At 67.7% G+C, this 15,084-nt stretch carries 16 protein-coding genes; 10 read left to right on the forward strand and 6 right to left on the reverse strand.

Annotated elements, in window-relative coordinates; all coding sequences use genetic code 11:
* Positions 1–125 precede the first annotated feature (125 nt).
* The 6 genes from LFM09_RS39235 to LFM09_RS39260 are packed head-to-tail and all read left to right on the forward strand — an operon-like array spanning position 126 to position 6,041.
* Positions 126–899: a GNAT family N-acetyltransferase gene (locus tag LFM09_RS39235; RefSeq protein ID WP_414101704.1), complete on the forward strand. Its 774-nt coding sequence runs from the start codon at positions 126–128 to the stop codon at positions 897–899.
* Positions 896–1,768, forward strand: coding sequence for a lysophospholipid acyltransferase family protein (locus LFM09_RS39240; RefSeq protein ID WP_414101705.1), 873 nt, complete (start codon positions 896–898; stop codon positions 1,766–1,768). Before LFM09_RS39235 ends, LFM09_RS39240 begins: the two co-directional genes overlap by 4 nt.
* Positions 1,725–3,068: an MFS transporter gene (locus LFM09_RS39245; protein WP_414101706.1), complete on the forward strand. Its 1,344-nt coding sequence runs from the start codon at positions 1,725–1,727 to the stop codon at positions 3,066–3,068. Before LFM09_RS39240 ends, LFM09_RS39245 begins: the two co-directional genes overlap by 44 nt.
* Positions 3,068–4,243 (forward strand): cysteine desulfurase family protein, encoded by a 1,176-nt coding sequence (locus tag LFM09_RS39250; RefSeq protein WP_414101707.1) that lies wholly within the window; start codon positions 3,068–3,070, stop codon positions 4,241–4,243. Before LFM09_RS39245 ends, LFM09_RS39250 begins: the two co-directional genes overlap by 1 nt.
* A complete protein-coding gene (gene mnmA, locus LFM09_RS39255; RefSeq protein WP_414101708.1) occupies positions 4,240–5,322 on the forward strand; it encodes a tRNA 2-thiouridine(34) synthase MnmA in 1,083 nt (360 codons plus the stop codon). The genes LFM09_RS39250 and mnmA overlap by 4 nt, the downstream gene beginning before the upstream one ends.
* A gap of 5 nt (positions 5,323–5,327) precedes the next feature.
* Entirely contained in the window at positions 5,328–6,041 is a 714-nt protein-coding gene (locus LFM09_RS39260; RefSeq protein ID WP_414101709.1) for a class I SAM-dependent methyltransferase, read from the forward strand.
* Between the two features lie 63 nt (positions 6,042–6,104).
* Here LFM09_RS39260 and LFM09_RS39265 read toward each other — a convergent pair whose 3' ends face one another.
* Both LFM09_RS39265 and LFM09_RS39270 read right to left on the reverse strand, forming a co-directional pair.
* Positions 6,105–6,956, reverse strand: coding sequence for a serine/threonine dehydratase (locus tag LFM09_RS39265; RefSeq protein ID WP_414101710.1), 852 nt, complete (start codon positions 6,954–6,956; stop codon positions 6,105–6,107).
* Positions 6,953–7,456 (reverse strand): DUF6584 family protein, encoded by a 504-nt coding sequence (locus tag LFM09_RS39270; RefSeq protein ID WP_414101711.1) that lies wholly within the window; start codon positions 7,454–7,456, stop codon positions 6,953–6,955. Before LFM09_RS39270 ends, LFM09_RS39265 begins: the two co-directional genes overlap by 4 nt.
* 36 nt (positions 7,457–7,492) lie before the next feature.
* On the opposite strand from LFM09_RS39270, the gene LFM09_RS39275 reads away from it, so the two are divergent.
* Positions 7,493–8,635 (forward strand): hypothetical protein, encoded by a 1,143-nt coding sequence (locus LFM09_RS39275; protein ID WP_414101712.1) that lies wholly within the window; start codon positions 7,493–7,495, stop codon positions 8,633–8,635.
* A complete protein-coding gene (locus LFM09_RS39280; protein ID WP_414101713.1) occupies positions 8,632–9,072 on the forward strand; it encodes a hypothetical protein in 441 nt (146 codons plus the stop codon). The genes LFM09_RS39275 and LFM09_RS39280 overlap by 4 nt, the downstream gene beginning before the upstream one ends.
* Here the strand turns inward: LFM09_RS39280 and paaI are convergent.
* From paaI to LFM09_RS39300, 4 genes are all read right to left on the reverse strand, one after another.
* Entirely contained in the window at positions 9,011–9,397 is a 387-nt protein-coding gene (gene paaI / locus LFM09_RS39285) for a hydroxyphenylacetyl-CoA thioesterase PaaI (RefSeq protein WP_414101714.1), read from the reverse strand. The genes LFM09_RS39280 and paaI overlap by 62 nt on opposite strands.
* A 231-nt stretch (positions 9,398–9,628) precedes the next feature.
* Positions 9,629–9,988 (reverse strand): hypothetical protein, encoded by a 360-nt coding sequence (locus LFM09_RS39290; RefSeq protein ID WP_414101715.1) that lies wholly within the window; start codon positions 9,986–9,988, stop codon positions 9,629–9,631.
* A gap of 101 nt (positions 9,989–10,089) precedes the next feature.
* Positions 10,090–10,575: an SRPBCC family protein gene (locus LFM09_RS39295; RefSeq protein WP_414101716.1), complete on the reverse strand. Its 486-nt coding sequence runs from the start codon at positions 10,573–10,575 to the stop codon at positions 10,090–10,092.
* 29 nt (positions 10,576–10,604) lie between these two features.
* The gene (locus LFM09_RS39300) at positions 10,605–11,924 is read right to left on the reverse strand and encodes a cellulose binding domain-containing protein (RefSeq protein ID WP_414101717.1); all 1,320 of its coding nucleotides are present in this window, start codon (positions 11,922–11,924) and stop codon (positions 10,605–10,607) included.
* 136 nt (positions 11,925–12,060) lie between these two features.
* On the opposite strand from LFM09_RS39300, the gene LFM09_RS39305 reads away from it, so the two are divergent.
* Complete coding sequence (locus LFM09_RS39305; protein WP_414101718.1) at positions 12,061–13,110, forward strand: methionine synthase; 1,050 nt, start codon at positions 12,061–12,063, stop codon at positions 13,108–13,110.
* Positions 13,111–13,202: 92 nt separating this feature from the next.
* On the forward strand, positions 13,203–15,056 hold the full coding sequence (locus LFM09_RS39310; RefSeq protein ID WP_414101719.1) for a glycoside hydrolase family 9 protein: 1,854 nt from the start codon (positions 13,203–13,205) through the stop codon (positions 15,054–15,056).
* Positions 15,057–15,084: the final 28 nt, after the last annotated feature.

Consider the following 15,084-nt stretch of genomic DNA (forward strand, 5'->3'; position numbering starts at 1 on the left):
CAACTCCGGGCGACCCCCCATCACCCGCCCGGGCGAGCAGACCACCAGCGGTTAACCCGACTGCCACTGAGGCGTCATCGTTCTGACCTGCTGTCATTCGCCAATCCGGCTTCACCCTGGTTCGCATGACGCAGCCGGAACTGCTTGTCAGCACCCCCGCCCAGCAGGGCGAGGACGCCCCCCGCTACTCCCTCCTCGTCGCCCGCGACAGCGAAGAAGTCGTCGCCGCGCAGAGACTGCGCTACGAGGTGTTCGCCGGTGAGATGGGAGCGACGCTGCACACCAGCGTGCCCGGCCACGACGTCGACGAGTTCGACGAGCACTGCGACCACCTGGTGGTGCGTGACGACCGGACCGGCGAGATCGTCGGCGGGTACCGGATGCTGCCGCCGGAGCGCGCCAAGGAAGCCGGGCGGCTCTACAGCGACGGCGAGTTCGACCTGAGCAACCTCAAGGACATCCGCCACACCACCGTTGAGACCGGACGGTCCTGCGTGCACCCCGACCACCGCAACGGCGCTGTCGTCAGCCTCGTGTGGGCCGGCATCGCGCGGTACATGTTGCTGAGCGGGCACAAGTGGCTCGTCGGGTGCGCCAGCATTCCGTTGCAGGACGGTGGCAGTTTCGCCGCTGGAGTGTGGGACACGGTGCACGCCAAGCACTACGCGCCCGAGCAGTACCGCGTCACGCCGCACAACCCGTGGGACGTCGACCAGATCGCGCGGCCGGACAAGACCGTGGTGCCGCCGTTGCTCAAGGGGTACCTGCGGCTCGGCGCGAAGATCTGCGGGCGGCCCGCGCTCGACGCGGACTTCGGGGTCGCCGACCTGTTCATCCTGCTCGGCATGGATCACGTGGACCAGCGCTACCTCAAGTTCTTCCTGGGGGAGACGGCATGAGTCACGCCTGGATGCCTTCGTCGCCGTGTGGTGACGGGTGCGTCAACTCGGCACATGACAGCGTCAGCGGGCTGCGGCAGGTCTGGCGCGCGGTCACGGCCGTCACGGCGATTCTGTGCGGCGTGACGATCGCGCTCGCGTTGCTGCTGCCCAGCAGGCAGCGTGAGAACGCTATCCGGCTCTGGTTCCACGCGGTCTTGAGGGCGTTCGGGGTGAGGCTCCAGGTCCACGGCGCGCGGAGGTTCCAGGAGATCCCGGAGCGCGGTGTGCTCGTCGCGAGCAACCACGTGTCGTGGCTGGACGAGCTCGCGATCGACTCGGTGCAGCCGATCCGGCTCGTCGCCAAGAAGGACATCAAGAGCTGGCCGGTGCTCGGCAAGATCATCACGGCGGCCGGGACGGTCTACCTCGACCGCGAGAAGCTGCGTGAGCTGCCGCAGACGGTCCAGGAGCTGGCGACCACGCTCAGGAGCGGCAGTGCGGTCGGCATCCACGCCGAGGGCACCACGTGGTGCGGGCTCGCGTCCGGGCGCTACAAGCCGGCGCTGTTCCAGGCCGCGCTCGACGCCGGTGTGCCGGTGCGGCCGATCGTGCTGCGCTACCGGATCGGTGACCACGTGAGCACGCAGCCGGCGTTCATCGGCAGCGACACGCTCGTCGACTCCATCCGGCGGGTGCTGAAGGTCAAGGGACTGGTCGTCGAGGTGCACGTGCTCGACGAGATCGCACCCGGTCGTGCCGCGTCGCGCCGGGAACTGGCGAAACTTGCCGAAGAGCAAGCAAACCGCTTGACCTCGACCGAACTGGAGATTGCACCATCTACGGGTGACACTCACCGCGCCCGTCCCGTCTCGCCTCTGGTCGCCTGACCGACGCTGGCCCACGACGGGCATCCTGCTGCTGGTCACCCTGCTCGCCTTCGAGGCGATGGGGGTCGGCACCGCGATGCCCACCATGGTTCACGAGCTGAAGGGCGAGGCGCTCTACGCGTGGCCGTTCCTCGCGAACCTCGCGGCGAGCGTCATCGCCACCGTCTTCTCCGGGCGGCTCTCCGACCGGCGCGGACCGAAGCCCGCGGTGCTGATCGGCGTCACCCTGTTCCTCTCCGGCCTGGTCGTCGCGGGTGTCGCCGAGACCATGACGGTGCTGCTGGTGGGCCGCGCGCTGCAGGGCTTCGGCGCGGGTTTCCTGATCGTCGCGATCTACGTGGTGATCGCGCTCGCCTACCCCGAGAACGACCGGCCCGCGGTCTTCGGCGCGCTGGCCGCGGCGTGGGTGGTGCCGTCGCTGGTGGGCCCGGCGGTCGCGGGCTGGGCGACCGAGCACCTGAGCTGGCGGCTGGTGTTCCTCGCGATCGTGCCGCTCGTGGTGTTCGGCAGCGTGTTGCTCATCCCGGTGTTGAGGTCGTTGCCGCCGCACGACGCGACGCCTCCACAGCGCAAGTACCTGCCCATCGCCGCCGTGGCGGTCGGTGTGGGCGTGGCGAGCCTGAGCTGGGCGCTGCAGCACCGCACGTGGTGGCTGCTCGCGGTGGCGTTGCTGCTGCTGGCGTCCGCGCTGCGCATCCTGCTGCCGAAGGGCACGCTGATCGCCCGGCGCGGCCTCCCCGTCACGATCCTCGCGCGCGGTCTGCTCGCGGGCACGTTCTTCGCGGTCGAGGGCTTCATCCCGTTGACGCTGACCGTCGTCCACGGCTACTCGCCGCTGGAGGCGGGCCTCCCGCTGACCCTGAGCGCCCTGGGCTGGGCCGGCGCGTCGATGTGGGCGTCACGGCACCCCGAGATCGAGCGCTACACCCTCGTGCGCGTCGGCTTCATGTTCGTCGCGACCGGCATCGCGGCCGTGACGCTCATCGCACCCACGTGGGGTCCGGCCTGGGCGACGCTGCTCCTGTGGGCCATCGCGGGTGCCGGCATGGGCATGGCGACGTCCAGCGTCGGCGTGCTGATGATGGCCGCGTCGCCCGAGGAAGACCGCGGGTTCAACTCGGCGGCGCTGCAGATCTCGGACATGCTCTTCTCCGCGACCATGATCGGACTCGGCGGTGTCGTCGTGGTGGCCACCGCGCCGACCGCGGGCGTGGTGGTGCTGAACCTGTCGATGGCGGCGTTGGCCGTGGTGGGAGCGATTCTGACCGGGCCCCGCATGCGGGCTACCCTTGAGGCCTGATGGCTTATCTCGACCACGCTGCCACGACCCCGATGCACCCCGAGGCGGTCGCGGCGATGACCGAGGCGTTGTCCACCACGGGCAACGCCTCGTCGCTGCACACCTCAGGCAGGCGGGCGCGGCGTGCGATCGAGGAGGCCCGCGAGACCATCGCCGACGCCCTGGGCGCCCGGCCGTCCGAGGTGCTGTTCACCGGCGGCGGCACGGAGAGCGACAACCTCGCGGTAAAGGGCATCTACTGGGCCTCCGGCAAGCGCCGCGTCCTGGCCTCGGCCGTCGAGCACCACGCGGTGCTGGACGCCGTCGAGTGGCTCGAGCAGCGGGGCGCCGAGATCACCTGGCTGCCGACCGACCGGTTCGGCCGGGTCTCCACCGAGGTCGTCTCGGAGGCCCTGGACTCCTCTGACGACGTCGCGCTCGTCACGACGATGTGGGCGAACAACGAGGTCGGCACCATCAACCCGGTGCACGACATCGCGCGTGTTTGTGCTGATCGCGGCGTGCCGTTCCACACGGACGCGGTGCAGGCAGTGGGTGCGGTTCCGGTCGATTTCGCCGCTTCCGGCGCCTCCGCGCTGACCATGACCGGCCACAAGGTCGGCGGCCCGTACGGCGTGGGCGTGCTGTTGCTCGCGCGTGACGTGAAGTGCGCGCCGCTGCTGCACGGCGGTGGTCAGGAACGTGACGTGCGCTCCGGCACGTTGGACGTGCCGTCGATCGTCGGTCTGGCCCGTGCGGTGCGGATCGCGGTGGACGAGCAGGAAGCGCGTGCGGCCGAGCTGGCGGCTTTGCGCGAGGAGCTGATCGCGCGGGTGCGCGCGGTCGTGCCGGACGTGATCGTGAACGGCGACCCGGTGGACCGGCTGCCCGGCAACGCGCACCTGACGTTCCCCGGCTGCGAGGGCGACAGCCTGCTGATGCTGCTCGACGCCCAGGGCGTGGAGTGCTCGACGGGCTCCGCGTGCACGGCCGGTGTCGCGCAGCCTTCGCACGTGCTGCTGGCGATGGGCGTCGAACCCGCGCTGGCCCGTGGATCGCTGCGGTTCTCGCTGGGGCATACGTCGACGTCCGAGGACGTTGAAAAACTTGCGTCGGTCATCGGCCCGGTGGTCGAACGCGCACGTACGGCAGGTTTGGCAGGCATGAGGCGTAACCGGAAGGTGGTCAAGCAGTGAAGGTCCTCGCGGCGATGAGCGGTGGTGTCGACTCCGCGGTGGCGGCGGCACGAGCCGTCGAAGCGGGGCACGACGTGACGGGCGTGCACCTGGCGTTGTCGGCGAAGCCCGGCACCCTGCGCACCGGCGCGCGTGGCTGCTGCACGATCGAAGACGCCCACGACGCCCGCCGCGCCGCGGACCTGATGGGCATCCCGTTCTACGTCTGGGACTTCGCCGAGCGCTTCACCGAGGAGGTCGTGGAGGACTTCGTCGCGGAGTACGCGGCGGGGCGCACGCCCAACCCCTGTTTGCGCTGCAACGAGCGGATCAAGTTCGAGGCGCTGCTGGACAAGGCGATCGCTCTGGGGTTCGACGCGGTCTGCACGGGGCACTACGCGCGGCTTGAGCTCGTGGACGGGCGTCCGGAGCTGCGGCGGTCGGCCGATCTGGGTAAGGACCAGTCGTACGTGCTGGCTTCGTTGACGGCCGATCAGCTCGCGCACGCGATGTTCCCGTTGGGGGACACCAACAAGGACGACGTGCGGGTTGAGGCTGCTGCGCGTGGGCTGTCTGTTGCCAAGAAGCCGGACAGCCACGACATCTGCTTCATCCCGGACGGGGACACGCAGAAGTTCCTGGCCGGGCGGATGGAGACTCGGCCCGGGTTGCTCATCGATGACGAGACCGGGGCGGTGCTGGGGCGCCACGCCGGCGTGCACGAGTTCACGGTGGGGCAGCGCAAGGGGCTTGGGATTGACGGGCCCGCTCCTGATGGGCGGCCTCGGTACGTGCTGGCGTTGGAGCCGGTTTCTGGGAACGTTCGGGTTGGGTCGGCTGAGAAGCTTGCGGTGACTGGGATTTCGGCTTCCGCGGTGGTTGCGCACGTGGAGCTGGATGGGCCCGTTGAGTGTGTTGCTCAGGTTCGGGCGCATGGGGGGACTGCGCCGGCTGTTGCCGAGCTTGTCGACGGGGTGTTGAAGGTGTCGCTGCGGGAGCCGTTGAAGGGTGTGGCTCCTGGGCAGGCTGTGGCGATCTATCGCGAGGATGCTTTGGGGGACATCGTGCTGGCCAGTGCGACGATCGATGCTACGCGGTGAGCGCAGTGAGCTTCACTGATGCTGATGTTGCGGAGCTTTACGACAAGCTGAACCCCTGGGGTGGGGGTGATGCGGCGTTTTATGACGCGCTTGTTGATGAAGCTCGGGATGTGCTGGACGTCGGGTGTGGGACCGGGCAGATGTTGATCGCTGCTCGGGAGCGCGGGCATGTTGGGCGGTTCGTCGGGCTTGATCCGGATTTGGCTTCGCTTGAGCGGGCTCGGGTTCGGTCGGACGTTGAGTGGGTGCAGGCTCGGGCTGAGGATTCGATCTGGGTTGCCGAGTTTGACCTTGCTGTGATGTCCAGTAACGCGTTCCAGTTCTTTGTCACTGATGATGAGCTGCGGAAGTCGTTGCGGGCCATCAGGAATTCGTTGCGTCCTGGTGGGCGGTTCGCGTTCGACACGCGGTATCCCGCTGCTCGTGAGTGGGAGCAGTGGCCGCTTGCTGAGATCGAGGTTGACGGGTTGACGGTCAGCTACGAGGTCGAGAGCGTTGAGGACGGTGTGGTGGCCGTTGCTGAGTTGACCTCGCGTGGTGGTGAGCTTCTGCATAGGGATCGGGCTTCGTTGCGGTTTCTTGAGGTCGGGGTGCTCAACGAGTTCCTCGTTGAGGCCGGGTTTGTCGTTGAGGGGCAGTACGGGGATTGGCAGGGTGGGCCGATCACCGGGGAGTCTGTTTCGATTGTCACGGTGGCTGGGGTCGCGTCGGTTTCGTAGGTCGTCCCCTGGTGCGTTGGCGGGTTCGAGTCCGTGACGGCTCGGCTCCGCCGTCGCGGAAGATCAGCGTGGCTGCCACTCCGAGTTGGCGCCGCAGAGCAGTACGCACGGCAGCTCGCCCGGTACCTCGCCCTTGAGGAACGCTGCGAATGCCGTGGCGCCCGCCGGTTCTACCGCCAGCCGGAACTCTGCCCACAGGCGGTCTCGTGCCGCGAGAATCTCCTCATCGGACACCAGCACAGACGTGACGTTGTGCTGCTGCAGGATTTCCAGGCTGTTCTCGCCTGCGCGGGTGGCGCCCAGTGCGTCGGCGGCGATGGAGTTGACCGGGCCGTCCACTGGTTCGCCTGCTGCCAGGGCGCGGTGTACCGCGCAGCAGTTCTCGGGTTCTACGTTGACGATCAGTCGCCCGCCGGAGGCCAGCGCGGCTCCTGCGATGAGGCCGCCGCCACCGCTTGCGATCGCGATGGTGTCCACTTCGGGCGCGTCCTCGACGATTTCCCGGGTGACTGTGGACTGGCCCTCGATGACCGTTGGGTCGTTGTAGGCCTCGATGTAGGTGAGGCCGAAAGCGCGGGCGGCTGTGGCTGCTTCGGCGTAGGTGGTGCCGTGGCGGATCAGCTTGGCGCCCAAGGCTTCGATGCGGCTCGTTTTGGTTTCGGGGGCGGTCACCGGGACGAAGACGGTGGCGTGTGCGCCCAGCAGGTGGGCGGCTTGGGCTACGGCGATGCCGTGGTTGCCGCCGGATGCGGTCACCACTTCGGACACGTTGAGCGAGAGAAGTTTGTTGAGTGCGCCGCGGATCTTGAACGAGCCGGTCAGCTGGAGGTGCTCCAGTTTGAACACCAGCGGGCGGCCGTCTACTTGCACGTGCATGACCGGGGTGCGGCGGACGTACTGCGACAGCGTTCTCATGACACCAGCTTCCACAAGAACTGGGCGAGAGTCACGATGCCCAGCAGGAAACACACCAGGACGAAGGTGCCGCCCACCATCACGATCAGGCACGCCCCCCAGGACGTTTCCTCGTTCGGGGTGGCGTCCAGTTCGTGTTGCAGTTCGACCCGGGCTTCCAGGTAGAGGGAGGCCAGGCGGGTTCGTGCGGTTTCGGTTGGGGCCTCGTCCACGCGGCCCTGCCAGTTCAGCGCCACGAGTCTGGCCTCGGCGCGGCGGTAGGCGCGTTCGAAGGCCATGGTTTCCTCAGGGTCGCGGTCTTCGGCCAGATAGGTCCAGCGACCGGCCTGGGCGGGTTGGCCGAGGATGCGGTAGACCTCGGCGAGGCGTTCGCGCAGATCCAGCCGGTGCGGGTACGTGCCCACGAGTCCGGCGATGCGCTGACGTGCTCTGAGCACGTTGGCGAGATCGCCCTGTTGCAACTCGTCGGCCGCTTTGTGGAGCGTCAGCTCTACCGGCATGAAGATTAGTTTCGCAGGTAGGGCTAGCTTTGACCTGTGTTTGGCCTATCGCTGCTGGTCTCCGGCCTCGCCTGGTGGTTGGGGCTGTACCTGCTCGCCCGTGATCCGCGCAAGCCGTTGCTGTGGTGGGCGGGCTCTGGACTGATCACCTACGCGGCGGTGGTCGTCGTGCCACATCCGGTGCTCGTCGGGCTACCGGCGCTGGCCTGGACGGGTGCAATCCTGCTGCTGGTCCGGCCGGCGTTGATCCGGTGGTGGATCTTCGCGGTGGTGCCGTTCTTGATCATCTCGCTCTGGTTGCCGTGGATCGTGTTGCTCCCGTTGGCCGTGGCGACGGTGCTAGCCATAAGGAAACGCACTTACTTTTCACTCGTCGGAGTGATGTTCGGCCTGTCGGCGGGCGCGTTTCTGCTCGGTCTGCTGCCTGACGCGATCACGTTGCCGTCGCTCGGGTTCGACGTGGTGGTGTTCGGTGTGCTGGTCGCGGTGACCGATGCGGTCGAGGAAGGTGAGGCGATCCGGGCGGACATGCTGCGGTCGTTGGTGATCGCCGGGTTCACGGCGGTGCTGTTCGGGTCGCAGGTGGTCTTCTTCGGTGGGCCTGAGCTGCTCGTGTACACGACGGTTGCGGCGGCGATCGCGGTGCAGGTGCTGGCGAACCCGCTGGCTGCCGTGGTCGACCGGCTTGCGGTGCCTGCTGTTGCGGCCGAGCGGGCCGAGCTGCGGGAAGCCGTGGAGTCGTTGCCGAAGCGGCGGCCGTTGATCACTGAGGACGAGACGGAGTTCGCGCGGCTGACGCGGAAGGCGTTGAGTCACTACGGCGATCTCGGGAAGTTGGTCGCGAGTCCGTTGATCGCTTTGACGGAACCCGGGCCGCCGCTTGATCGGGCCGCTGAGCTGAAGGTGTTGTTGCTGACCAGCATTCAGCGACTCAAGCCCGCTGGTGGCGATTTCGGCACGAGCGATGAATGGCGTTATTACAACGCGCTGTACTTCTACTACGTCAAGGGGATTCGGCCGTATTCGGTGCGGACCAAGCGTGAGGACCTCGACGCGGAGGATCGGCGCGCGCTGCAGTGGTTTGTGACACAGGTGCCTGAGCGCACCCTCCACAACTGGCAGAACGCTGCCGCGCGGCTGGTCGCGGTGGACCTGATGGCAGGAGTTGGCAGCGCTTGACGTGGTTCTGGCAGCGTCTGGGCGGCCATGGTCGGGTCATGTTGAAATTCGCCTTGAAACTCGACGGTGTCGCTTCGTTCACGATGGGCGTGCTCGCCCTGGCCCTGCGTCCGGAAATCGGGCTTCCCATGCCGTGGTTGGTCGGGGTCGGCATTTTCTTCGTCGCCTACGGCGTGGGTGTTTTCTCGCTCGGCATGCGTTCCGTGCCGGATCGCCGAATGGTGCTGCTCGTCATCATCGGCAACACGGTGTGGGGTGTGGACAGTGTGCTGACGGCCGAGCTGAAGTGGTTCCCGCTCACGGATGCCGGCGTCGGGCTGGTGTTGATGCAGGCGCTGGCCGTGTTCGTCTTCGCCGCGCTGCAGTTCGCCGGCCTCAGGCGCGCAGGGTCCGTGAGCGACCGCGGAACTCGGCCACGATCTCGGTCCCTCGCCTGATCGTGATGTCGTAGATCCCGCTGCGGCCGAACCGGGTCCGTTCCACCGCCTCCGCCACCAGCTCGTCGCCCTCGTGCACGGGTTTGATGAAGTCGATCTCGGCCGTGGCGGCGACGGTGACGGACCCGGCCCTGTTGCAGGCGCAGGCGAACGCCGTGTCCGCGAGCAGGAAGACGTAGCCGCCGTGGGCGATGCCGTGGCCGTTGATCATGTTCTCGGTGACCGCCATGCGCAGCAACGCGTACCCGTCGCGCAGCTCGACCGGCGTGATGCCGAGCGCGGTCGAGGCCTTGTCGGCGGCGAGCATCTCCGCAGGACCATTCATTCGTGGCAGCGTAATCACCCTGGCGGTGGTGTCACGCGGCGTCGGCCGAGCCCTACCGTCCGAATGCTTGATCGCTCAACATCGGAGGTGGTCATCATGGCTGGATGCTCTTGCTGCGGCTCGTGCACGGGTCCGGGCTGCGGGTGCTGCAGCGGCTGTTAGAAGCCTCGGACGAAATAACGAGGGCCGGTGCGGGGGAGCCCCCGCACCGGCCTTCACTCCGCGGCAGGGTCAGCCGACGCACTTCGCGTAGGCGTCACCCATCGCGGCTTCCTGCCCTGGTTCGCACGGCGAATCCGGCGTGAGGAACGTGTCCGCGTTCTGCCGAAGAGCCGCTTGCAGCGCGTTGGACATCCGGGTCGGGATACCGCTCGCCAACGCGTCGTTGATCTGCTGGTTCCGGTCCGCGGTCGTGGTGCAGCTGATGAAGATGCCGGACGTGACCTGCTTCGGCAGCCAGTACGCGTGCAGGTCGAAGTGGCACTCCTGGACCGTCCAGTGTGGTGCGGCCTGGGCGGCGGGAACCGTCCAGAGGCTTGCTGAGATGACGAGGCAGACGACAGCGATGGACCTTCGAACCGATCTGATCACGGGACTCTCCTGATGGTTGGTCAGAAAGAAAAGTCCACGTCCGATCAGGTGGTCGGTGACCTGGGCCGTGCTGTTAGCGGCTCGTCGTGCATTCACCCGGTTCAGCTACCGCGGACGTCCTGCCCCAGCTCGGCGAACGCCTTGAAGTCCTCCATGTGCTGCAGCGACTGCTTGCGGAAGGCGCCGGGCATCAGGAACCCCACCAGCCGCATCATCACGCCGCTGAACCGGTACTCGTTCTCGCTCACCCAGAGCGTCGTCTCCGGCCCGGCTTCGGTCAGCCGTTCGCGCGCGGCGCTCCACATGCCGTCGCCGACGATCTCGCGCTCGAAGTGAACGACGCTCCCCGCCGGGATCTCGCTCAGGTCCTCCGGTTCCCGGCGCGTGATGGTCTCGGTGCCCTCGAACTTCTGCTGCCCCATCTGCATGACGACCCGCGACTCGGTGCCGACGTGCCCGTGCACCCCGCTCAGCGGCTCGTGCACCACCAGACCCCGCAGCCACTTCGGCATGTGGGCGGGGTCGGCGAGCAGCTGGGCCACCCTCTCCAGCGGCAGAGCGATCTCGATCGAGACGGTGTACTTCATGGGCAGCATCTTCGCCCAGGTTTGCCTGGTCAGCCCGTGTAGACCTTGAACATGTTCGTGAATTCCCAGTTCGCCTGCGAGATTCCACTGCAGGTGGGCGAAACCCCGCCGCCGGGGCACGATCCGTTGTCACGGCCGGCGGACCAGAACGCGATCCGCCCGACGTGGTTGGCCCGCGCGTAGTCGAGGACCTTGCGCGCGTCGGCCTGGGTCGTCGTCATCCCGGTGTCGTTGCGCCCGATCATCGGCGTGAGACCGAGCGACGCCTTCAACTGCGCGTCGGTCTTCGACGGCCAGATGGCGCGCATCTGCCCGAGGGTGGCGTTGGAGGCGGCGACCATCGCGTCGCCCCAGTTGCCCGTGTAGCCGAAGTTCATCAGCATCGGGTTCACCAGCACGTTGACGCCCTTGGCGGCTGCGTCCTTCAGCACGTCGACCGAGTACGGGTCCATGCCGTAGTCCTGGCCCTGGATGCGCATCGTGTAGCTGACGGTGGTGCCGCGGGTGTCCTGCAGCCGCTTCAGCGCCGTGTTCACGATCGCCTGCGGGATCGTGGCCTCCACGTCCACGTCGATGCTGTTCGACCCCACGGCGTCCAGCACGGCCACGTAGGCGTTGTAGAGGGAGTCGGCCGTCGAGCAGACGTGTTCGAGGTACGGGCCCATCGCGCCGCCGGTCGCCACGATCACGCTGCCGCCGCGGGCTTTGAGCGCCTGCACGTCGTTGATGATCCGGCTGTCGTTCAACGCGACCGTGCCGCCCCACGCGGGTGCGCAGCCGGCCGACGAACCCAGTGCGAACGCGAGGGTGAAGACCTTCTGGCCGGTCGCGTTGGCGACGTCGACCAGTGACGGCGAAGGCATCGTGATGTCGATGTACGGCGCGACGCGTGCGCTACCGGGCGTTGGCGGCACATCGGACGTCGTGGTGGTGGACGGCGGCGTGGTGGTGGTCGAGGTGGGCGTGCCACCCGAGCACGGGACGCCGTTGAGCTTGCAGTTCGTCGGCAACGCCGAGCCGCTCACCAGGAAGCCGAAGCTCGCGGACGCGCCGGGTTGCAGCGAGCCGTTGTAGTCGCGGTTCGTGAACGTGTGGTGGTTGCCGCTGCTGGTCACCGTGGCGTCCCAGTAGGACCCGAGTGACGCGCCGGCGAGGTCGAACTCCAGCTTCCAGCCGTTCAGCGCGGTGCTGCCGGCGCTGATCGTGTACTTGCCCTGGTAGCCGGAGCTCCAGGAGGAGTCCTGGCTGAAGACGGCGGATTCGCCGGCGGCTGAGGCGGGAGCGATGGCGACGAGTCCGGCCACCAGTGCGGTGGCGGCCCCGGCGGCGAAAAGGGCGAAGCGGGCCATCGGAGGTCCTTCCGGCAGGGGTGGAAGGGAGTGGTGTGGGAACGCGGGGCGCGTCGCGTTCCCACACCACGTCAATGAGGAGCTCGTACTGAGAGCGCCTGCTCAATCACGGTAAGTGGCCTAGACCATAGCGTCAATGGGTCTAGACCTTTCTTGTCTGCAGGACAGTGGAACAATTCAGCGGGTGCGTGGAGCCACTGGAATCGGATCGCTGCCCGGAACCGACATCGACGAGGCGGCGAGGGTTGTCGTCGGAGAGCTGCCGGAGCTGCCGCACGTCCCGGAGCTGCCTGGCCGGGGAGTTGGCGCGGACATGATCGGCCGCACCGCCGGCCTGCTCGTCGACCTCGCGATCGAGGTCATCACCTCCGGCTACCGGGTGAACCCGCGGCCGGGTCGTGACCACCGCCGCGCCGTCGACCTGATGCGCGGTGACCTGGACGCGTTCGACGAGGCCTTGGAACGGGCGGGCGCGCAGCCTTCCGTGGTGAAGGTGCAGGCCGCCGGGCCGTGGACGTTGATGTCGAACATCGAGCTGATGCGCGGCCATCGGGTGCTCACGGACCGCGGCGCGGTGAAGGAGTTCTCCGAGTCGCTCGCCGAGGGGCTCAAGCTGCACGCCGCCGAGGTCGCCAAGCGCACCAAGGCGAAGGTCGTCGTGCAGCTCGACGAACCGGGCCTGCCCGCGGTGCTGCAGGGCCTGCTGCCGACGCCGTCGAAGCTCGGCACGGTGGCCGCGGTGCCCGAACCGGACGCGCGCTCGGTGCTCGCGACCGTGATCGAGGCTCTCAGTGAGCACGAGGTGCTGGTCCACTGCTGTGCGCCGCACCCGCCGTTGACGTTGCTGAGGGAGGCGGGCGCGGCGGCGATCGCGTTCGACGCGACGTTGATCAAGGGTGCAGACGCGCTCGACGAGATCGGTGAGACCTGGGAGGCGGGCACGACGCTGGCGCTCGGGCTGGTGCCGAGCACGGACCCCGGCGCACCTGTGACGTTGAAGGACGTCGGGCAGCGGGCGTTCACCCTGGTCGACCGGCTGGGCTTCCCGCGGTCGATTCTCGCCGATCAGGCGCTGCCGACGCCGACGTGCGGCCTAGCGGGCGCTACGGCTTCCTGGGTCAAGCGTTCGCTGTCGCTGACCCGTGATCTCTCCTCGGCCTTTTTGGAACCGCCTGAGGGCTGGTGATGTCCGGTTTGTGGAGCTAGTCTGCTGCGAACTATTAGGAAACTTTCTTAACCGTAGGCCGCCCGCCGAGGCCTGGACCGGGAGTTCCCCTCATGCGCATCAGACGTGCGGCTCTCGTTGCCGCAGTGCTCACAGGTGTGGTCGTGGCGCCTGCTCAGGCAGCCCCCACCGGACACATCAGGCTGGATCAGGTCGGTTTCGGCACCATCGAGGCGAAGCACGCGTACGTGCTCGGTGGGGCCGCGAACACCACGTTCACGGTCGTCGACAACCGCGGCCGGACCGTGCTGACCGGGAAGACGGGTGCCTCGACGGGCTCGTGGAGCGACAAGTTCCCCTCGGTGCACCCGATCGACTTCTCCCGCGTGAAGACGCCGGGCACGTACCGCATCAAGGTCGGCTCGACCGTGTCGACCTCGTTCAAGATCGACACGTTGTCGCGGTTGTTCCAGCCGGTCGCGAACAACACCGTCGAGTTCTTCCAGGCGCAGCGGGACGGCGCGAACGTCATCCCGGGGCGCCTGAACCGCAAGCCCGCGCACCTCACCGACCGCGAGGCGCTGGTCTACGAGGAGCCGGTGTTCAAGGGCGAGGGCGGCGACGAGATCGCGGCGCCGCTGAAGCCCACGGGCGCCAAGGTCGACCTCGAAGGCGGCTGGTTCGACGCGGGCGACTTCGTGAAGTTCACCCACGCCTCGTCGTACTCGACCGCGTCGATGCTGCTGGCGTTGCGCAACAAGCACAACGCCGCGCTGTACGAGGAGGCCAAGTTCGGCCTCAAGTGGCTCGACAAGGCGTGGGACGAGAAGACCGGCACGCTTTACGCGCAGGTCGGCATCGGTACCGGCTCCGAGGAGTTCGGGTTCGTCGGCGACCACGACGTGTGGCGCCTGCCGGAGGCCGACGACAAGCTGAACGTGAAGCCGGGCGACAGCGAGTACTACATCAAGTACCGGCCTGTTTTCCGTGCGAATGTCGCCGGCGAGAAGATCAGCCCGAACCTGGTCGGTCGAGTGGCCGGCTCGTTCGCTCTGGCCGCGCAGATCGAGGCTCATCGGAACCCGCGGCTGGCCTGCGAGTACCTGAACAAGGCTGCTTCGCTGTTCGCGCTGGCCAAGACCGAGAACGTCGGCGAGCTCGTCACGGCGTTCCCGCACGCGTACTACCCCGAGGGCTCCTGGGCCGACGACCTGGAGTTCGGCGCCACCCAGCTCGCGCTGGCCGCGAAGGCGTTGAACGACAAGCGTTACGGCCAGTTCGCCCGTGCCGCGACGCACTGGGCCAAGGAGTTCCTGGCCACGGGTGACCCAGACACGTTGAACGTCTACAACATCTCCGCACTCGGCCACGCGGACCTCGCCCCGTTGCTGAAGAAGGGCATCCCGGGCGCCGAGGTGACCGAGGCGCAGGTCGTGGGTGACATCAAGCGCCAGCTCGCGCAAGGTGCTGCAGCGGCTCAGAACTCGCCGTTCCGCACCGCGGCCAACGTCGAGACCTGGGACGTCGGCTCGCGCACGTTCGGGTTCATCACGACCGCCGCGCTCTACCAGAAGCTGACTGGCTCGAAGGAGTACGAGACGTTCGGCACCCAGCAGCGCGGGTTTGCGTTGGGCACCAACGCGTGGGGAACCTCCTTGATCGTCGGTGTCGGCGCGAAGTTCCCCGAGTGCCCGCACCACCAGGCGGCGAACCTGTCCGGCTCGCCGAACGGTGGCTCGAAGGTGCTGGTAGGCGCCGTGATCAACGGCCCGAACGACGCCTCGCTGTTCGGCGACCTCGGCGAGATGCCGCCGGGTTCGGTGGACTGCACCAAGCCGTACACGCTCGAGTTCAACTCCGCGAAGTCCGTGTTCGCGGACGATCTGAGGTCGTGGCCGAGCTCCGAGCCCGCCATCGACTTCACGGCGACGGGTGTGCTCGGCTTCTCGCTGATCGCCACCTCCTGAATGGCGCCGGCGCGAGCCTGGGTGTCCA

The sequence above is a fragment of the Lentzea alba genome (assembly GCF_047445655.1).
Classification (GTDB): Bacteria; Actinomycetota; Actinomycetes; order Mycobacteriales; family Pseudonocardiaceae; genus Lentzea; species Lentzea alba_A.

Coding starts and splice junctions, on each gene's coding strand:
- LFM09_RS39235 (WP_414101704.1), top strand. CDS start 126: ATGACGCAGCCGGAACTGCTTGTCAGCACCCCCGCCCAGCAGGGCGAG.
- LFM09_RS39240 (WP_414101705.1), top strand. CDS start 896: ATGAGTCACGCCTGGATGCCTTCGTCGCCGTGTGGTGACGGGTGCGTC.
- LFM09_RS39250 (WP_414101707.1), top strand. CDS start 3,068: ATGGCTTATCTCGACCACGCTGCCACGACCCCGATGCACCCCGAGGCG.
- LFM09_RS39265 (WP_414101710.1), bottom strand. CDS start 6,956: ATGAGAACGCTGTCGCAGTACGTCCGCCGCACCCCGGTCATGCACGTG.
- LFM09_RS39270 (WP_414101711.1), bottom strand. CDS start 7,456: ATGCCGGTAGAGCTGACGCTCCACAAAGCGGCCGACGAGTTGCAACAG.
- paaI (WP_414101714.1), bottom strand. CDS start 9,397: ATGAATGGTCCTGCGGAGATGCTCGCCGCCGACAAGGCCTCGACCGCG.
- LFM09_RS39295 (WP_414101716.1), bottom strand. CDS start 10,575: ATGAAGTACACCGTCTCGATCGAGATCGCTCTGCCGCTGGAGAGGGTG.
- LFM09_RS39300 (WP_414101717.1), bottom strand. CDS start 11,924: ATGGCCCGCTTCGCCCTTTTCGCCGCCGGGGCCGCCACCGCACTGGTG.
- LFM09_RS39305 (WP_414101718.1), top strand. CDS start 12,061: ATGGGTCTAGACCTTTCTTGTCTGCAGGACAGTGGAACAATTCAGCGG.
- LFM09_RS39310 (WP_414101719.1), top strand. CDS start 13,203: ATGCGCATCAGACGTGCGGCTCTCGTTGCCGCAGTGCTCACAGGTGTG.